Origin of the sequence: Streptomyces tricolor (genome assembly GCF_002155905.1) — a bacterium.
GTDB classification, from domain to species: domain Bacteria; phylum Actinomycetota; class Actinomycetes; order Streptomycetales; family Streptomycetaceae; genus Streptomyces; species Streptomyces tricolor.
On the sequence record NZ_MUMF01000211.1, the window covers coordinates 1 to 16,798 of the forward strand.

The 16,798-nt window shown below is 73.3% G+C and carries 17 protein-coding genes, 1 other RNA gene and 1 pseudogene; 7 read left to right on the top strand and 12 right to left on the bottom strand.

The window, feature by feature from the left end; genetic code table 11:
- From CCN44_RS16370 to CCN44_RS16390, 4 genes are all read right to left on the bottom strand, one after another.
- Window positions 1–733 (bottom strand): methyltransferase domain-containing protein (locus CCN44_RS16370; protein WP_167403990.1); only part of this gene is annotated, 733 nt, incomplete at its 3' end.
- Complete coding sequence (tgmB, locus tag CCN44_RS16375; protein ID WP_086698076.1) at window positions 730–1,695, bottom strand: ATP-grasp ribosomal peptide maturase; 966 nt, start codon at window positions 1,693–1,695, stop codon at window positions 730–732. The genes CCN44_RS16370 and tgmB, both read right to left, overlap by 4 nt.
- On the bottom strand, window positions 1,695–1,961 hold the full coding sequence (gene tgmA, locus CCN44_RS16380) for a putative ATP-grasp-modified RiPP (protein ID WP_086698077.1): 267 nt from the start codon (window positions 1,959–1,961) through the stop codon (window positions 1,695–1,697). Before tgmA ends, tgmB begins: the two co-directional genes overlap by 1 nt.
- Window positions 1,962–2,352: 391 nt before the next feature.
- On the bottom strand, window positions 2,353–2,775 hold the full coding sequence (locus CCN44_RS16390; protein ID WP_237481958.1) for an ATP-binding protein: 423 nt from the start codon (window positions 2,773–2,775) through the stop codon (window positions 2,353–2,355).
- A gap of 182 nt (window positions 2,776–2,957) precedes the next feature.
- Here CCN44_RS16390 and CCN44_RS16395 point away from each other — a divergent pair, with 182 nt between their 5' ends.
- Both CCN44_RS16395 and CCN44_RS16400 read left to right on the top strand, forming a co-directional pair.
- Window positions 2,958–4,277 carry an XRE family transcriptional regulator gene (locus CCN44_RS16395; protein WP_237481956.1) on the top strand — a complete coding sequence of 440 codons (1,320 nt, stop codon included), beginning with the start codon at window positions 2,958–2,960 and terminating at the stop codon, window positions 4,275–4,277.
- Window positions 4,274–4,795 carry an NUDIX domain-containing protein gene (locus tag CCN44_RS16400; RefSeq protein WP_086698081.1) on the top strand — a complete coding sequence of 174 codons (522 nt, stop codon included), beginning with the start codon at window positions 4,274–4,276 and terminating at the stop codon, window positions 4,793–4,795. The genes CCN44_RS16395 and CCN44_RS16400 overlap by 4 nt, the downstream gene beginning before the upstream one ends.
- Window positions 4,796–4,850: 55 nt before the next feature.
- Here the strand turns inward: CCN44_RS16400 and rnpB are convergent.
- From rnpB to CCN44_RS16420, 4 genes and pseudogenes are all read right to left on the bottom strand, one after another.
- An RNA gene (rnpB, locus tag CCN44_RS16405) (RNase P RNA component class A) lies at window positions 4,851–5,253 on the bottom strand.
- Window positions 5,254–5,368: 115 nt separating this feature from the next.
- Window positions 5,369–6,148, bottom strand: a pseudogene (locus tag CCN44_RS47825) (DMT family transporter); the annotation flags it as partial.
- A gap of 22 nt (window positions 6,149–6,170) precedes the next feature.
- The gene (locus tag CCN44_RS16415; RefSeq protein WP_086698082.1) at window positions 6,171–6,992 is read right to left on the bottom strand and encodes a helix-turn-helix domain-containing protein; all 822 of its coding nucleotides are present in this window, start codon (window positions 6,990–6,992) and stop codon (window positions 6,171–6,173) included.
- A gap of 219 nt (window positions 6,993–7,211) precedes the next feature.
- Window positions 7,212–7,838, bottom strand: a complete 627-nt coding sequence (locus tag CCN44_RS16420) for a TetR/AcrR family transcriptional regulator (protein ID WP_086698083.1) — start codon at window positions 7,836–7,838, stop codon at window positions 7,212–7,214.
- 62 nt (window positions 7,839–7,900) lie between these two features.
- Between CCN44_RS16420 and CCN44_RS16425 the strand changes: the two genes are divergently transcribed.
- From CCN44_RS16425 to eda, 3 genes are all read left to right on the top strand, one after another.
- Window positions 7,901–9,433 (top strand): FAD-dependent monooxygenase, encoded by a 1,533-nt coding sequence (locus CCN44_RS16425; RefSeq protein ID WP_086698084.1) that lies wholly within the window; start codon window positions 7,901–7,903, stop codon window positions 9,431–9,433.
- A gap of 96 nt (window positions 9,434–9,529) precedes the next feature.
- The gene (yaaA, locus tag CCN44_RS16430) at window positions 9,530–10,312 is read left to right on the top strand and encodes a peroxide stress protein YaaA (RefSeq protein ID WP_059249072.1); all 783 of its coding nucleotides are present in this window, start codon (window positions 9,530–9,532) and stop codon (window positions 10,310–10,312) included.
- Between the two features lie 83 nt (window positions 10,313–10,395).
- Window positions 10,396–11,064 (top strand): bifunctional 4-hydroxy-2-oxoglutarate aldolase/2-dehydro-3-deoxy-phosphogluconate aldolase, encoded by a 669-nt coding sequence (eda, locus tag CCN44_RS16435; RefSeq protein WP_059249074.1) that lies wholly within the window; start codon window positions 10,396–10,398, stop codon window positions 11,062–11,064.
- On the opposite strand, the gene CCN44_RS16440 is transcribed toward eda, so the two are convergent.
- From CCN44_RS16440 to CCN44_RS16450, 3 genes are read right to left on the bottom strand one after another with little or no spacing between them, the layout of a single operon-like run.
- Entirely contained in the window at window positions 11,036–12,421 is a 1,386-nt protein-coding gene (locus CCN44_RS16440) for a bifunctional RNase H/acid phosphatase (RefSeq protein WP_086698085.1), read from the bottom strand. The genes eda and CCN44_RS16440 overlap by 29 nt on opposite strands.
- Window positions 12,422–12,450: 29 nt before the next feature.
- Window positions 12,451–13,194, bottom strand: a complete 744-nt coding sequence (locus CCN44_RS16445; RefSeq protein WP_079081311.1) for a zinc ribbon domain-containing protein — start codon at window positions 13,192–13,194, stop codon at window positions 12,451–12,453.
- A 13-nt stretch (window positions 13,195–13,207) separates the two neighbouring features.
- Complete coding sequence (locus CCN44_RS16450; RefSeq protein WP_059249081.1) at window positions 13,208–14,047, bottom strand: Nif3-like dinuclear metal center hexameric protein; 840 nt, start codon at window positions 14,045–14,047, stop codon at window positions 13,208–13,210.
- Between the two features lie 187 nt (window positions 14,048–14,234).
- Between CCN44_RS16450 and CCN44_RS16455 the strand changes: the two genes are divergently transcribed.
- The gene (locus CCN44_RS16455; protein WP_086698086.1) at window positions 14,235–15,545 is read left to right on the top strand and encodes a hypothetical protein; all 1,311 of its coding nucleotides are present in this window, start codon (window positions 14,235–14,237) and stop codon (window positions 15,543–15,545) included.
- 96 nt (window positions 15,546–15,641) lie between these two features.
- On the top strand, window positions 15,642–15,800 hold the full coding sequence (locus CCN44_RS45050; protein ID WP_086698087.1) for a hypothetical protein: 159 nt from the start codon (window positions 15,642–15,644) through the stop codon (window positions 15,798–15,800).
- Between the two features lie 48 nt (window positions 15,801–15,848).
- On the opposite strand, the gene CCN44_RS16465 is transcribed toward CCN44_RS45050, so the two are convergent.
- Entirely contained in the window at window positions 15,849–16,787 is a 939-nt protein-coding gene (locus tag CCN44_RS16465) for a 3-oxoacyl-ACP reductase (protein WP_086698088.1), read from the bottom strand.
- Window positions 16,788–16,798 lie beyond the last annotated feature (11 nt).

Below are 16,798 nucleotides of genomic sequence, written 5' to 3' on the forward strand. Positions count from 1 at the left end.
GGCGGGCGAGCATGTAGCTGATCTCGTCGGTGTGGAAGCGGCCGGTGGCGGTGCCGTCGTCGTGGACGGTGAGGCGAATGAGTCCGGAGGCGAGCATCCATCCGCTGATGGTGGTGGTGATGGTTCCACCGGCGCGTACTTGATACAGCCAGGCTGGGGGGATGTGGCGGACGGCACAGGTGGCCACGATGTGGTCGTACTCGGCGTCGTCCTTGTGTCCGGCGAGGCCGTCGCCGGTGATCAGGGTGGGGTGGTATCCGGCGGCGTGGATGTGGTCGGCCGCCGCGGCGGCCAGGCCCGGGTCGTACTCGATGGAGTACACCTTGTTGTCGCCGAGGCGGCTGCACAGGATGGCGGTGGAATAGCCGGTGCCGGTGCCGATCTCCAGCACCTTGTGGCCCTCGCTGATTCCGGCGACGTCGAACATGCGCACGATCAGGGAGGGCAGCGTGCTGGATGAGGTGGGGCGGCCGGTGACGGGTCCGGTGGCGTCGCCGGCGGTGGTGCCGTCGACCTGGGTGACCCAGGTGGTGTCCTGGTAGACGAGCCCCAGCCACTTTCCGGGATCGGTCCGGTCGCGGTGTACGGGGGTCCACTGGCGGCCGTCGAACTGGAACAGGCCGTTGCCCAGGAAGAGTTCGCGGGGCACCGTTTCGAGGGCTGTGCGCCACGCCGGGTCATCCACAGGGACGGCGGCGGCGAGTTGGCGGCGCAGGTCGGCGGGGTCGGTCATGCGGGGACTCCATGCTGTAGGCGGTCGGCGATGGCGTGCGTGAGGGGAGCGGTGATGTGGTCGGGGAACCAGGCCCATTGACCGTTGGGGTTGCACTCATACCAGTGCCAGGCGCCCTCACGGTCCAGACCGAAGTCGAAGGCGCCGAAGGTGAGTCCGAAAGTATTGAGGTAGGCGCGCACGCCTTTGACGATGGCCGGGGGGACGGCCACGGGTGTGTAGGTGAGCCGGTCGTAATGACGGCGCCAGTCCACGCCGGGTGAGCCGTCGATGCGGACGGCGGTGAGGTGGTCGCCAACGGCGGTGAGGCGGACGTCGGCGGACTTGCGGACGCGCTGCTGAAACAGGTGCGCGGTGTGGCGTAGATGGTTGTCGATCTGGCCTGGCGTGACGTCCTCGATCCAGACGGTCAGCGCGCGGCCGGTGTCGTCGGTGTACTCGGTTTCCCTGAGCGGCTTGTAGATGACCGGCCCATGTTCGGCGGCGAAGGCGCGGGCGCGGTCGGGGTCGTTGGTGATGAGCGTGGGTGGCACGGTGAAACCGCAGGCGGCAGCCGTGGCCAGTTGTGCCGGCTTGTACTCGGCGTCCCTGTTGCGCCATGGGTGGTTCAGGTAGTGCGCGCCGGGGAGAGCGGCGAGGATGCCGCCGAGCCCGTAGCGGGCTTCTTCGACGGCCCATCGGCCGGTCTGCTCGTCCATGGCAAGGTCAGCGGTGTAGGGGGTGGGCCGCCGCCAGTACACCGAGCGGACGTTCCCCAGGTCGATGCTCCGGGACGCGGTGGCGAGAGTGCCGCCGGTCCCGATGCTGTCGAAGGTGCCGGACAGGGTCACCTCGCGGGGGAAGTCGCCGGGGTCCAGGCGGACCACGGGCACGCGACGCTGGTTCAGCTCGGTGATCACTTCGTCCGCAGTCGCGTCGTCCAGGCGCGTGACGACGAGGACGGGCGGCCCACCCACAGCCATCAGTCAGAGTCCCCGTTCTGGTCGCTGCCCTGGTCCGGGGTACCGTCCAGGCTGGTCTTCGTGCTCGTCTCCTGCGACGTCTCCGACCGCTTGTGCTTGGCCTCCGCCGTCAGCGGTGCGCCGTCGGGGCCGACCCACGCGGGGACCTGCGTGTGCGGGTCGAGGACGGGCCGGGCGGCGGAGAGGACGGCCGCAGTCGGGTAGGGCCGCATGCGTCCAAGTCCCCAGGGCTTGACCTGATCCAGTGACATCAAGGGTGGTTGCATGAGTCTCCTCGTCTCTCAGGTGATCCAACAGTGGCTGTCGCCACCCGGGGCTTCCGGACGACGAGAGGGGCTCGGCGGGGACAGTCGGTGCGAACGAGCGTTGCGCCCCGGCCGGGGTAGTTGGGCCACCGCCCACGGTATTGGGCGGGCGGTTGTTGCGGTCCCCCTCAGGGCTGCGCACACCGGTAGAGGTGGCTGTGGGGGCGGTCTGGTGCGGAGAGAGCCGCTGTGCGCGGCTCCTTGCCGGGAACGGAGTACGCAGTCGGGGCAGACTCCGTGCTGACCTCGTCGGAGACCATGGACACCACCAGCCCAAGCCCAACGGCGACGGCTCCCAGGAGCCCGGTGCCGACGGTCACCCCGTCGGCTTCCAGCATGCGGTGGCGTCCGGTCACGGGTCGCCGGCCTTGATAGCGATCTCAGCCCAAACACGCTTACCCCAGGGAAGGAGATCGGTTCCCCAGCGGTCGGAGAGGGCGTCGACCAGGAGGAGGCCACGGCCGCCCATGGCGTCCGGCCCAACGATGTGCAGCTCGGGCATGCGGCGGGACTTGTCGACCACGGCGACGCGAAGCCGGTCAGGGCGCGGCTGCTCGGCGATCACCCGGACGCTGTGAGAGTGACCGTGCCGGACCGCGTTGGTGACGATTTCGGAGATCAGGAGCATGCCGGTCTCTGCGGCGTCCTGGTCCATGCCCCACTGCGCGCACGCCTCGCGGACTATCTGACGCGCCACCGGAACAGTGGCGGCCTCGCTCGCGAAGGTGGCGCTCTGGCGCGGGCATTGCCCTGGTTTCATTCGCTCGTTGGTCATCGTCACGCCTTGGTCTGGGCAGCTGAGGGAGGCCCCGCCCGCATGCCTCGGGGAGAGAGAAACCTGCGGGCGGGGCGCCGCCGAGGTGCGTTCACGGGCGCGCTTCCCTGCGGCTCAGAGTCAGTCAACGCGTGGAGAGGGGAACGGGGAGACTCCAGAAGGTGACTCCAACGCGGAGTCAGGTGAGCGAGGTTGGCCTTAGCATCGGTTCCGTACGCTACTCGGGGGAGTTGCAGGTGGACCGTCTGTCACCGGACCCGCGTGAGGTCGTCGCCGGTCTGCTCGGGGATGAGCGCCTGCTCCATGCGTGCGCTGAGCGGGACATGGGCGCGGTGTTCCGGATGCTCAATGCGCGCGGTGTCAGTACACGGCGCATTGCTGCGGCCGTCGACATCACGCAGGGGCGGCTGTACGACTACATGAACGGCAAGAGCCGGGTGGAGAAGCTGACCCTGTTCGAGCAGATCGCCGACGCCTTCCGCATCCCCGGCCATCTGCTGGGGCTGGCTCGGCGCTCGTGGGAGCCCGCGCCGGCGACCGCCGAGTACGAGCGGGCGGACCGGCCGCCGCCGGACGGTGACGACCTGGTGGCGATGGATCATTTCCGCAGCGCTGACCGGCAGGCCGGCGGCGGCCGGCTGTACGGGGCCGTCGTCCGGCACCTGTCGGACCGGGTGGCGCCCCGGCTGGTCGACATCGGCAGCGGTCCGCAGGTCTTCGCCGCCGCAGCCGCGCTGACCGAGATGGCGGGCTGGATGGCTCACGACTCCGGTCGTGATGACCGCGCGGCCCAGCACTTCGCCCGCGCTCTCCCCCTGGCACGCACCTCTGGTGACCTCCCGTTGGCCGCGCACGTCGCTGCGAGCAGCAGCCACCTTGCTCTTGAGACCGGGGATGCGGCCGGGGCCGTCGGTTGGGCGCGGACCGGGCTCGACCTGGTCGCGCAGGGGCCTCGGATTCCCGCGCTGACGGCGCGGCTGCACACCATGCAGGCGCGTGCGCTGGCGGTCGCCTCTCAGCGCACCCCGGCGGCGCGGGCGCTGGAGGCCGCGCACCGTGACCTTGAGGCGTCGCCCGCTGCTGATCACCCGTGGCTGAGCCCGTTCGACGCCGCCGCGCTGGCCAGCGAGTCAGCTCTGATCATGCGTGACCTGGAGGAGTACGACGAGGCGCTGTCGCACGCAGAGCAAGCTGTTGCGCTGCGCGAGGCGGGGCGGGCGCGGTCCCTGGCTCTCAGCCGGATCAGCCTGGTGGACATCCACGTGCGCCGGGGCGACCTGGACGCCGCGGTGAGCGTCGGCCACGACCTGCTCAGTACGAGCCCGACCCTCGGTTCGGTCCGGGTGGTGCAGCAGCTCGACGGGCTGCGCCGGCTGTTGGAGCCGCACCGGGGGTACCGGCCGGTCCGAGAGTACCTGGCGCGGTTCGATGATGCGCGCCGCGCCAGAATGCTCCTGCTGGCTGATCTGATCCCGCCGTCCCCGGGAGGCACCACCGCATGAGGCCCACAGCACCCGATCCCGCCGACACCGACGCGTGGAACGCGTACCTCGCGGAGGGCAACGCCAAGCAGGCCCGCAAGCGCGTGGCGGCCGATGTGCTGCTGCGGGACCCGTCCGGCCGTGTGCTGCTGGTGAACCCCACGTACAAACCGGGATGGGACCTGCCCGGCGGGATGGCGGAGGCCAACGAGCCGCCGGAGCAGGCGGTACGCCGTGAGCTGATGGAGGAACTCGGCCTACGCGTCACGCTGCACGGTCTGCTGGTGGTGGACTGGGTGGCCCCGCACGGCCCCTGGGACGATCAGCTCGCGTTCGTCTTCGACGGCGGCACCCTGGACGAGGACCAGGCCCACCGGCTACGGCCACGGGACGACGAGCTGTCCGAAGCCGCCTTCGTCACGGCCGCCGAAGCCACCGACCGCCTCCGGGACCGCATCCGGCGCCGGTTCGAGCACGCTCTGAAGGCACGGGACGCGGGCCGACCGCTGTACCTCCACGACGGCGCACCCCTCATGTGACCAACAGGGCCCCACCGCATCGTGCCTGTGTTTTAGCAGGTCCGAAGACTGGGGGCAGACGAGTCGGGCTGTACGCCGGGTTCTGTTCCCCGGTGTCCTCGCGGACGCCGGGGCGACGGCCATCCATCTAGGGCCGGCGTTGCCGCCGGCCTCGTGCGGTCTACCCGCGGACTCGGGCGGGCCGCCCTCGATCGTCCGCGCAGGGACACCGAGGTGTCCCCTCTTGACCTTGCTCCGGGTGGGGTTTACCTAGCTGCCCAGGTCACCCTGGGCACTGGTGGTCTCTTACACCACCGTTTCACCCTTACCTGGGGCCGAAGCCCCGGGCGGTCTGCTTTCTGTGGCACTGTCCCGCGGGTCACCCCGGGTGGCCGTTAGCCACCACCCTGCCCTGTGGAGCCCGGACGTTCCTCGGGAAGCCCCCTAGGGGGACTCCACGCGGCCGTCCGCCCGGCTCGTCTGCCGTGTCGACCATGGTACCCGGCGGATGCCGCCCTGCGGCGCGGCGGCCGTGGCCAGCACCGAGCCCGAGAGGATCAGGGTGAAGGCGACGATGATCGTCGCGGTCAGCCGCTCGTCCAGGAAGAGGGCGCCGGCGGCTACGGCGACCGCCGGGTTGACGTACGTGATGACGCCGGCCCGGGTCGGTCCTATCTCCTTGATCAGCTCCAGGAAGGCCACGAACGCGATCGCGGTGCAGACGACGCCGAGGCCGGCGAGGGCGGCCAGGACCTCGCCCGACGGCAGCGTGGCGGGCCGGGTCAGGAAGGCGGCGGGGGCGTAGACGAGGGCGGCGAGTGTGAGGCAGGGAGTGATCAGCTGGAGGGTCGGGACGTCCTTCAGGTGCCGGGCGGCTATCAGGGGGGCGGTGGCGTAGCCGACGACCGTGATCAGCACCTCGGCCAGCGAGCGGGCGTCGCCACCGGTGAGGTGTGGCACGGTGAGGACGGCGACACCCCCGAGGCCGAGGGCGAGTCCGACGACGCGCCGGGCGCCCACACGTTCCGCGGCGCCGAAGAACCGGGCCAGGACGATGCCGACGATGGGCACGCCCGCGATGAGGAGTCCGGCGGTGGAGCTGGACAGGTGGCGTTCGGCGTCGGTGAGGGTCCACCAAGGGCCGACGATCTCGATGACCGCGAAGGCCAGCATGGGCTTCCAGTGCGCCCGGACCGTGCGGGCGAGGCCGCCTTGGCGCAGGGCGAAGGGGAGCAGGAGGGCGGCGCCGAGGGCGCAGCGCGTGAACACGACGACGGACGGGGACAACTCGTCCACCGCCACCTTGATCATCAGATACGGAATGCCCCAGACCACTCCCATCAGGGAGAACAGGGCCCAGCCACGTGCAGTCATGACCGTAGTGTGGGGCCGGTGCTCACCCCCGGTCTTGAACGCTGTTGCGGTACGCCGCCGGGGTCACCCCCAGCACCCGCCGGAACCAGCGCGTCAGATGCGCCTGGTCCGCGAACCCGACCAGCGCGGCCGCCTCGGCCGGCCGCAGCCCGCACTCCAGCAGACCGCGCGCCCGGTGCACCCGGTGCTGGGCGAGCCACGCGTACGGCGGCACCCCCATCGTCGTACGGAAGGCGCGCAGCAGCTGGTAGCGGGACAGGCCCAGGTCGGTGGCGAGGTCGGCGAGGGAGGGCGGGTCGGTCAGCTCGTCGGCGAGGCGGTCGCGTACGGCGCGGGCGACGCCGTCGGCGCCGGGCACGGTGTCGCTCGCCGCGCGGGCCGTGGAGTGGCGCCGGGCCAGCCCCGTCAGCAGCCAGGGCAGGACGGACTCCGCCTCCAGTGGATCGGGGCAGGCGCTCAGCCGGGTGTGGGCGGTGCGCAGGGCGCCGGCCAGCGCCGGGTCGTCGATGACGGGTTCGCGGAAGTGCGGCAGGCCGCCGAGGGTGCCGTCCGTCAGCAGGGACGTCTCGGCGTACAGGGCGCGGTACGCGTAGCCGTCGGTGGCGTTGCCGGGGCCGCCGGTGTGCATCTCGCCGGGTTCGAGGACGACGATGGTGCCGGGGCCGGTGCGGATGTGACCGCCCCGGTAGTCGATGATCTCGGAGCCGCCGACGCACACGCCGACGGTGTACTCGTCGTGGGCGTGCGGGGCGTAGACGTGCCGGCGGAAGCTGGCGGTGAGCAGATCGAACGGGGGCCCGCACCGGCCCAGCCGGGCCCGCGTCCACCGTGCCTGTTCCCCCATCGCACTCCCCCGAGTCCCCTGTGGTGGCTGCCGTGCGCCTCCCCGTGGGGGCAACGCCGTGAGCCCCCGCTTCCATGCCCTCCACCCCTACCGCTTCCCTACGGCCGCGGCCCCGGCGTCCGCGACGACACCGGGAGACAGAACCCGGCGTACAGCCCGACTCCTCCGCCTCCGCTCCCGCCCGGCGGTCATGCGCGAAGGCCCGCCCGGAACTCCGTCTCAGCAGCCCACCGCCACCCGCTCCAGCACCCCGAACGCCTCCTCCAGCCGGCACCGGTGATCCCCCGCCACCTCCTCCACCGGGTCCCCGGCCAGCAGGCGGCGTACGGAGCCGAGGAAGACCGTGCGGTACGCGGCCACGGTCAGTGCCGCCGCCAGTTCGGGGTCCGCGACCCCGGCCTCGCCCAGCGCGTCGGCCAGGGCCCGCTCGATCTCCTCGGCACCCTCGCGGGCACGGGCGCGCAGGGCGGGCGAGTCGACGACGACCCGCCAGAAGTCGGCGAAGGTCTCCCCGACGCCGCCCAGCGGGTGCCGTTCGTCGAGGAGCCGGAGCGTGAGGCGGCGCAGGGCGGCGAGCGGGGGCTCGCCGGGGGCGCGGTCGCGTACGGCCGTGGCGAAGAGGTCGGCGGCCTGCGGGATGCGGTCCAGGAACAGGTCTTCCTTGCGCGGGAAGTAGTTGAAGACCGTCATCGGGGAGACGCCCGCCGCGCGGGCGATCTCGGCGACCGTGACCGCGTCGAAGCCGCGCTGTGCGATCAGGCCCGTCGCGATGTCGGAGATGCGCTGCCGGGTCTCGTGCTTCTTGCGCTCCCGCAAGGAGAGTTCCTGATCGTCCCTGAAGTCCATGCCGGAAACTATAACCAAGAAATGTGTAGCCGCTCAAAAGTTTTAGTGACTACATTGAGCGCATGACGACGACCGAGTACGACTACGACGTGGTGGTGGCCGGCGCCGGCCCCGTGGGGCTCTTCCTCGCCTGCGAGCTGGCCCTGGGCGGGGCGCGGGTGCTGGTCCTGGAGCGGCTGACCGAGGTGGACGAGACGATCAAGGCGGGCTCGGTCAACGTGCCGACCGCGGTCGCCCTGTACCGGCGCGGCCTGCTGCCCGAACTGGCGGCGGTGTGGGAGGCGGTCCGGGCACGGATGGGCGCCGCCGGCCGCTCGGGCGAGCAGCCGCCGAAGTTCGCCGGGCACTTCGCCGGGATCATGCTGGACCCGGACCTGTTCGACGGCTCCGACCCGGTCTGGGCGGACCTCGGCCCCGTCGGCGGGGCCGGCCTCGTCGTACCCCAGGCCGAGCTGGAGCGGATCCTGTCCCGGCGGGCCGAGCGGCTGGGGGTCGCGCTGCGCCGGGGCGTCGAACTGACCGGTTTCGACGCCGACGACACCGGGGTGACCGTGCACACCGGCGAAGGCGGTGTCCGGGCCGGCTGGCTGGCCGGCTGCGACGGCGGACGCAGCACGGTCCGCAAGCTGGCCGGGTTCCACTTCCCCGGCACGGACCCGGAGATCACCGGCTACCAGGCGGTCGTACGGCTGACCGGGGCCGAGCGGCTCGGCCAGGGCTGGCAGACCACCGAGGCGGGGACGTACGTCCACGGGCCGTTCCCGGGCCGCGTCCTCACCGCGGAGTTCGACGGCCCGCCCGCCGACCGGTCCGCCCCCGTCACCGCGGCGGAGCTGGAGGCGAGCCTGCGCCGGGTCTCGGGCGTGCCCGAGGTGACCGTCACGGAGGTGGTCACGGCGACCCGGTTCACCGACAACGCACGCCAGGCCGCCGACTACCGCAAGGGCCGGGTGCTGCTCGCGGGCGACGCGGCGCACGTGCACGCGCCGTTCGGCGGGCAGGGACTCAACCTCGGCATCGGCGACGCGCTCAACCTGGGCTGGAAGCTGGCCGCCGTGGCCCGCGGCCGGGCACCCGAGGCGCTGCTGGACACCTACACCGCCGAACGGCACCCGGTCGGCGCCCGGGTGCTCGACTGGACCCGCGCCCAGATCGCGCTCATGCGCCCCGACCCGCACGCCCGCGCCCTGCGCACGATCGTCACCGACCTCGCGACGACCACCTCCGGCACCACCTACCTCGTCAACCGGATCTCCGGCGTCCGGCAGCGCTACGACCTGCCCGGCGACCACCCCTTGACCGGCGCCTCCGCCCCGGACCTGCCCCTCGCCGACGGCACCCGCCTCGGCGAGCACCTGCACACCGGCCGCGCCCTGCTGCTCGACCTGTCCGACGACGCGAAGCTGCGCGCCCGCGCCGAGGGATACGACGACCGGCTGGACGTCGTCACGACCGCCTCCCCGGACCGCCCGGGCCTCCGGGCCCTGCTCATACGCCCGGACGGCTTCGTGGCATGGGCCACCGACACGGCGGGCGCCAGCGGCCTCCGGGAGTCGCTGGAGCACTGGCTCGGCACCCCGAGGGCCGCCGCCTGACCCCGCCGCGAGGTCAGGCCGGGGAGGCGGTGCAGGCCGATGCCGGGAGGGCGGCACGCCGTACCCTGGCGCGGAGGTCTACGTAAGGAGTACGTGTTGCTGGTCCTGCTGCCGCCCTCCGAAGGCAAGGCGAACTCGGGCGAGGGTGCCCCGCTGGAGCTGGGGTCGCTGTCCCTGCCGGGGCTGACCGGGGCGCGGGAGGCCGTGCTCGGGGAGCTGGTCGAGCTGTGCGCCGGCAACGAGGAGAAGGCCCGCGAGGTGCTGGGGCTGAGCGAGGGGCTGCGCGGCGAGGTCGCGAAGAACGCCGGTCTGCGCACGGCCGGCGCCCGCCCCGCCGGGGAGATCTACACCGGTGTCCTCTACGACGCCCTGGGCCTGGCCACGCTGGACGCGGACGCCCGGCGGCGCGCGGCCGACTCGTTGCTGGTGTTCTCCGGGCTGTGGGGCGCCGTGCGGGTGACGGACCGGATCCCCTCCTACCGCTGCTCGATGGGCGTGAAGCTGCCGGGACTCGGCGCGCTGGCCGGGCACTGGCGGGTGCCGATGGCCGAGGTGCTGCCGGAGGCGGCGGCCGACGGCCTGGTCCTCGACCTGCGGTCCTCCGCCTACGCGGCGGCCTGGAAGCCGAAGGGCGAGGTCGCCGGGCGCACGGCGACGGTACGGGTGCTGCACGCGCCGACCCGGAAGGTCGTCAGCCACTTCAACAAGGCGACCAAGGGCCGGATCGTCCGCGGCCTGCTGACCGCCGGGGCCGCTCCGCAGGACCCCGCCGAGCTGGTGACGGTGCTGCGGGAGCTGGGGTACGTCGTGGAGGCGGAGGCGCCCGGGAAGCCCGGCAAGGCGTGGGCGCTGGATGTGCTGGTGGACGAGATCCACTGACCTGCACCGGCACCCACCGATGCCCCGTTGCATGCTGTGCAACGCTCATTGCGTGGGATGCGGGCGCTGGGCACGATGAGGGCATGACCTCGTCGCCGCCCTCCTCTCCGGCCGCCTCCGTGCTGGACCTCGCACCCGTCGTGCCCGTGGTGGTGCTCGCCGACGCCGCCGACGCCGTACCGCTCGCGCGGGCGCTGGTGGCGGGCGGGCTGCCGGCGATCGAGGTGACCCTGCGGACGCCGGCCGCGCTGGACGCGATCCGCGCCATCGCCGACGAGGTCCCGCGGGCCGTGGTGGGGGCGGGCACGGTGCTCACCCCGGAGCAGGTGGCCGCCTGTACGGCGGCCGGGGCGCGGTTCCTGGTCAGCCCCGGGTGGACGGAGACGCTGCTGGCGGCGATGCGCGGATCCGGGGTGCCGTTCCTGCCCGGGGTGTCGACGACCTCGGAGGTGGTGGCGCTGCTGGAGCGCGGGGTGCGGGAGATGAAGTTCTTCCCGGCGCAGGCGGCGGGCGGTACGGCCTATCTGAAGTCGCTGGCCGGGCCGTTGCCGCAGGCCCGGTTCTGCCCCACCGGCGGGATCGGGCCGACGACCGCGCCGGAGTATCTGGCCCTGCCCAACGTCGGCTGTGTCGGCGGGAGTTGGATGGTCCCGGCGGAGGCGGTGGCCGCCGGGGACTGGGCCCGGATCGAGGAGCTGGCGCGGGCCGCGGCCGGGCTGGGGCTCAGGGCCGCAGGTGGGACGTGTCGTTGAAGAGCCGTACGCTCGCGTTGCCGTCCGCGTAGTACGCCACCGCGGACAGGGAGGCCGCCGAGAGCTCCATCCGGAACAGGGACTCGGGCGGGGCGCCGAGGGCGAGGCGGACGAAGGTCTTGATCGGGGTGACGTGCGAGACCAGCAGGACCGTACGGCCCGCGTGGGCCGCGACCAGCTTGTCCCGCGTGGCGGCGATCCGGGCGGCCGTCTCCGCGAAGCTCTCGCCGCCGCCCGTGGGGCGGGCCTCCGGGTCGGCGAGCCAGGCGTTCAGATCGTCCGGGTGGCGCTCGCGGACCTCGCCGAAGGTCAGGCCCTCCCAGGCGCCGAAGTCCGTCTCGCGCAGGCCCTCCTCGACCGCGACGTCCAGGCCGAGGCGGGCCGCGACGATCTCCGCGGTCTCGCGGGTGCGGGCGAGGGGGGAGCTGACGACGGCCTGGATGGTGCCGCGCCTGGCCAGCGCCTCGGCGACGCGGTACGCCTGCTCGCGGCCGGCGGCGGAGAGCGAGGGATCGGTACCGCCGCTGCCGGAGAAGCGCTTCTGGGGAGTGAGGGGGGTCTCGCCGTGGCGCAGCAGCACCAGGGTGGCGGGCGCGCCGAGATCAGGAGCGGCACTCCAGCCACGGTGCTGCTCGGTGGGGGCGGCCGGGGTTTCCTTGACGGCGCTGGAAGAGGGCTGCTTGCCGGCAGGCGCCGCTTCTTCCGGGACGGGCGCCGCGGTGCCCCCAGCCTCGCGCACCGCCTCCGCCTCGCGCACCGCCTCCGCCTCGACGTCGTCCTCCGCCGGCGCGACCGCCGGCCGTGCCGCGGCGGCCGAACGGCCCTCCGCCAGCGCCGCCCGCGCCCGCGCCGCGCCCGCCGCCGCGTCCCCGGGCGGGCCGGAGGGCTCGGGGACGGCGGCCGGCGTGTCCAGGGCCGCCCGGGACGTCGACGCGGACCACTGCTCGCCCTTCGCGCCCGCGTCCATCGCCTCGTTCGCCAGCCGGTCGGCGTGCTTGTTCTGTTCCCGGGGGATCCACTCGTAGGTGACCTGGTCCGGCGGGAAGAGGGACCGGGCCTCCGTGGCGAGGGGCTTCATGGCGGGGTGCTTGATCTTCCAGCGGCCCGACATCTGCTCGACGACGAGCTTGGAGTCCATGCGGACGTGGACCCTCGCGGCGGGATCGAGGGCGCGGGCGGCGCGCAGGCCGGCCAGCAGGCCGCTGTACTCGGCGACGTTGTTCGTGGCGACGCCGAGGTACTCGGCCGCCTCCGCCAGGGTCTCCCCGGTCGCCGCGTCGCGGACCACGGCCCCGTAGCCCGCGGGCCCGGGGTTGCCCCGCGACCCGCCGTCGGCCTCGACGATGAACTCCCGCACGCCCAGAGCCCCCAACGTCCCTTCGTGCCCTACAGACCCGACTCCGCCGTACGCACCAGGATGCGGCGGCAGTTCTCGCAGCGCACCACCGTGTCCGGCGCCGCCGCGCGGATCTCGTTCAGCTCGGTGATGGCCAGCTCCTGCCGGCAGCCCTGGCAGGTACGGGCGTACAGCTTGGCCGCGCCGATGCCGCCCTGCTGCGCGCGCAGCTTGTCGTAGAGCTTCATCAGGTCCTCGGGGACGGACGCGGCGACGACCTCGCGCTCCTTCGTCACCGCGGCGACCTCGCCGTCGATCTGTTCGAACGCCGCGTCCCGGCGGCCGGTCGCGTCGTCGATCTTCGCCTGCACCGAGCCGACCCGCTCGGTCAGCTCGTTCACCCGCTCCTGCGCGGCCTCGCGGCGCTCCATGACCTCCAGGACGACGTCCTCCAGGTCGCCCTGCCGCTTGGCGAGGGAGGCGATCTCGTGCTGGAGGTTGGACAGGTCCTTCGGCGAGGTGACCGCGCCGGAGTCCAGGCGCTGCTGGTCGCGGGCGGCGCGCTGGCGCACCTGGTCGACGTCCTGCTCGGCCTTGGTCTGCTCGCGGGCGCAGTCGCTCTCCTCGGTCTGCGCGGCCACGAGCAGGTCGCGCAGCTGGGTGAGGTCCTTCGTCAGCGACTCGATCTCGGCGTGCTCGGGCAGGGACCTCCGCTTGTGCGCGAGCTGCTGCAGGCGGACGTCGAGGGCCTGGACGTCGAGGAGTCGGATCTGATCTGCGGGCGCGGCGTTCAGTTGGGGGCTCCTGTTAGCTAGAGGTGGTGGTGGACGCCGCGTGGGCGGTCCAGGGGTCGGTGACCGTCTTGGACACATGGACGCGGAGGTCCCAGCCGTGGCGGTCGGAGATCTCGTCGAGCTGGCTCGCGGCCAGCTCGCACCAGGGCCACTCGGTGGCCCAGTGCGCCGCGTCGAGCAGCGCGAGGGGACTGTGGGCCACCGCCTCGGACGCCGGGTGGTGGCGCAGGTCGGCGGTGAGGAAGGCGTCGACGCCGGCCGCGCGGACCTGGTCGAAGAGACTGTCGCCGGAGCCGCCGCTGACGGCGACCGTGCGGACCACGGCCTCGGGGTCGCCGGCCACCCGGATGCCCTGCGCGGTGGCGGGCAGCCGCTCGGCGGCGCGCGCGGCCAGCTCGCGGACGGTGACCGGGTGGTCGAGTTCGCAGACCCGGCCGAGGCCGCGGCGGCCGTGCGGGTCCGTGGGGTCCGGCACCAGGGGGCGTACGACCCGCAGGTCGAGGGCGCCGGCGAGGGCGTCGGAGACACCCGGGTCGGCGGTGTCGGCGTTGGTGTGGGCGACGTGCAGCGCGATGTCGTTCTTGATCAGCGTGTGCACGACGCGGCCCTTGAAGTGCGTGGCCGCGACCGTGGTCGTACCGCGCAGATAGAGCGGGTGGTGGGTGACCAGCAGGTCGGCGCCGAGCCGCACCGCCTCGTCGACGATCTCCTGCACGGGGTCGACGGCGAACAGCACCCGGGTGACCTCCTGGTCGGGGTCGCCCACCACCGTGCCGACCGCGTCCCAGGACTCGGCCCGCTCGGCGGGCCACAGGTTCTCCAGCGCGGCGATGACTTCAGACAGACGGGGCACGGGCCAAGGCTACCTGGCTGTTCGGCGGGGCTGTACCGCATGCGTCCGGTCTGACCCCGGTCAGCACACACGCCCCGGTTTCCTCAGATGAATCGCTTCTGCGCCACCCGTACGTGTGAAGCCGGAGAGGGCCGCTCCCCCGCCTGTGCGTGCGAAAACTAGCTTCGTCGCCGGAGGTGACCGAACGATGACGGCCTGTGCGATCGAACCACCGTCCACGGAGGGGGCCGACGGTGTGCCGGGGGCGGGGTGCGTGATCACGGCGGACGGCGCGTACGCCGCCCGGCTCGCGCGCGACGGTGACTCCTGGTTCCCCGAGCGCTGGACCCTGGACGGCCCCGAGCCGTACGCCGTACCGCTGCCCGGCAACCAGCCGGAGGAGCCCGGTACCGAGGTGCAGCCGATGGGCGACGGCCGGGTGCTGATCCACCGGCTGGTGGCCGGGCGGCACGCCTTCGCGCTGCTGTACCCGACCGGGCCCGGCACCGGCGAGCTGCCGCTGGGCGCGGTGGAGTGCCCCGAGCCCGGCACCCGGCTCTTTCTGCTGCCGCCGGCGCCGGGCGGCGTGCGGGCGTACGCGCTCGCCGTCGGGCCGCGCTCCAGCGTGGTGTGGCTGGTGGCGGGCGGGGCGTTCGGGCCCGAGCGGCTCGCCGAGGTGCCGGGGCGCTGCTCGGGCGGGGTCTGGCTGGACCGCGCCGGGCGGATGCTGGCGCTCGACCGGGAACTGGGCGGACGCACCAAGACGGTCGTGGTGGACCTGGAACGCGCGGAGGTCTCGCCGCTGCTGCAGATCGCGGACGGCAGCGACGACCGGCTGCTGCTCGCCGACCCGGACAGCGGCCTGCTGCTGATCTCCTCCGACGCCCCCTGCCCCGGGCAGGAACGATTGGGCTGGGGCGTGCTCGGCAGCACCCTGCCGGTGCGGTTCCCGGAGTGCCTGCGGGTGCGGGAGTGCGCGGTGACCCCGTTCGCGATCCAGCCCGGGCAGGCGCTGATGCCGGAGAACTGCGCGGTGGGCCTGCGGATCGACGGCACGTTCGGCACCTGGGTGGGCACCTGGCGGCCGGCCGAACGCCGGGTCCGCCACCTTCCGGCGCCGGAGGGCTGGCTGGCGGGGGCCGGGGTGTGGACGCGGGACGGGGTGCTGCGGCTGCCGTACGCCACGGAGACGACACCGTGCGGCGTGTCGGACCTGACGGCACCGGAGGGTCCCGCTCGGGACGGGGGCTCCGAGCGGGCGTCCGAGGCGGGCCGGCCGGCGGCGGAGGCGCGTCCTTCCGTGCCGGAGGCGGGTCATCCCGTGCCGGAGGCGGGCGCTTCCGTGCCGGAGCCAGGTGCTCGCGGGCCGGAATCGCGCGGGCCGGGGGCGGAGGCGGGTGCCCCGACGCGGGCGGAACCGGGGCCTCCCGTGCGGGCGGAACCGGGGCCTCCGGTGCGGGTGGTGACCCGGCCGGTGCCGTTGCAACAGGCCCCTCTGGGACGTCTTGTAACGAACTAGTGCCGGTTGGCGTGTGCGCCTGGATTCGGGCCGTGGTGCGCCGGTTACACTCGCCCGGCTGTACGAAAGATCATGTTGACGGGGTGAATACGTCCGATGAGCGACACCAGCACGACCGAGCAGCTGTCTGCCGACTCTTCCGAGACCGCCGGCCACGGCCGGCACCGGGGCCCGGTCGCGGCCCAGGAGAGCGAGACGACTCCGCACGGCCGGCATCGCAAGCCGGTCCAGGAGACGGCCGAGGCGGCTGCCTGACGGCAAGGAAGAAGAGGGGGCGCTCGTCCGGCGAGCGCCCCCTTCGCCTTACCCCCGCTTGAGCCCGAGCACCTCCGCCGCCGCGAAGGTCTCCCCCGCCGGCCGGCCGGCGTAGTGCGGGGTGAGCAGCGCGTCGAGTTCGTCGTACGTGAACGCCTCCTGCTTGCTGTCGAACTTCGCGCGCACCCGCGGCCGTTCGAGTACGGCCACCATGCCGCCGTGGACGACGAGGAGCTGGCCGTTGACCCCGGCGGCGGTCGGCGAGGCCAGATAGCCGACGAGCGGGGCGACGTGCTCGGGCGCGAGCGGGTCCAGGCCCTCCTCCGGTTTCCGCAGGCACGCGAAGACGTCCTCGGTCATCCGGGTCCGGGCGCGCGGGCAGATGGCGTTGGCCGTGACGCCGTACTTGGCGAGGGCGAGCGCGGTGGAGGTGGTCAGGCCGACGATCCCGCCCTTGGCCGCCGCGTAGTTGGGCTGGCCCGCGGACCCGGCCACGAAGGCCTCCGAGGAGGTGTTCACGATCCGCCCGTACACCGCCGCCCCGGCCGCCTTGGACCGCTCCCGCCAGTGCGCGGCGGCGAAGCGGGTGGTGTTGAAGTGGCCTTTGAGGTGGACTCTGATCACCGCGTCCCACTCGTCCTCCGTCATGGAGAAGACCATCCGGTCGCGCAGGATCCCGGCGTTGTTGACGAGGATGTCCAGCTTGCCGAACTCCTCGACCGCCAGCCGGACCAGCTCACCGGCCTGCCGGAAGTCGGCGACGTCTCCGCTGTGCGGTACGGCCGTTCCGCCGGCCGCGCGGATCTCCTCGGCGACCTGCTCGGCGGGCTCCGCCGACGCCGCGCCGGAGCCGTCCCGGCCCGGCCGACCGTGGTCGTTGACGACGACGGCCGCGCCGAGCCGGGCGAGTTCCAGGGCCTCGGCCCGTCCCAGCCCGCGTCCGGCGCCGGTGACGATCGCGCAGAGCCCCGCGAGTGGCAGTGACATGGGCCGCTCCC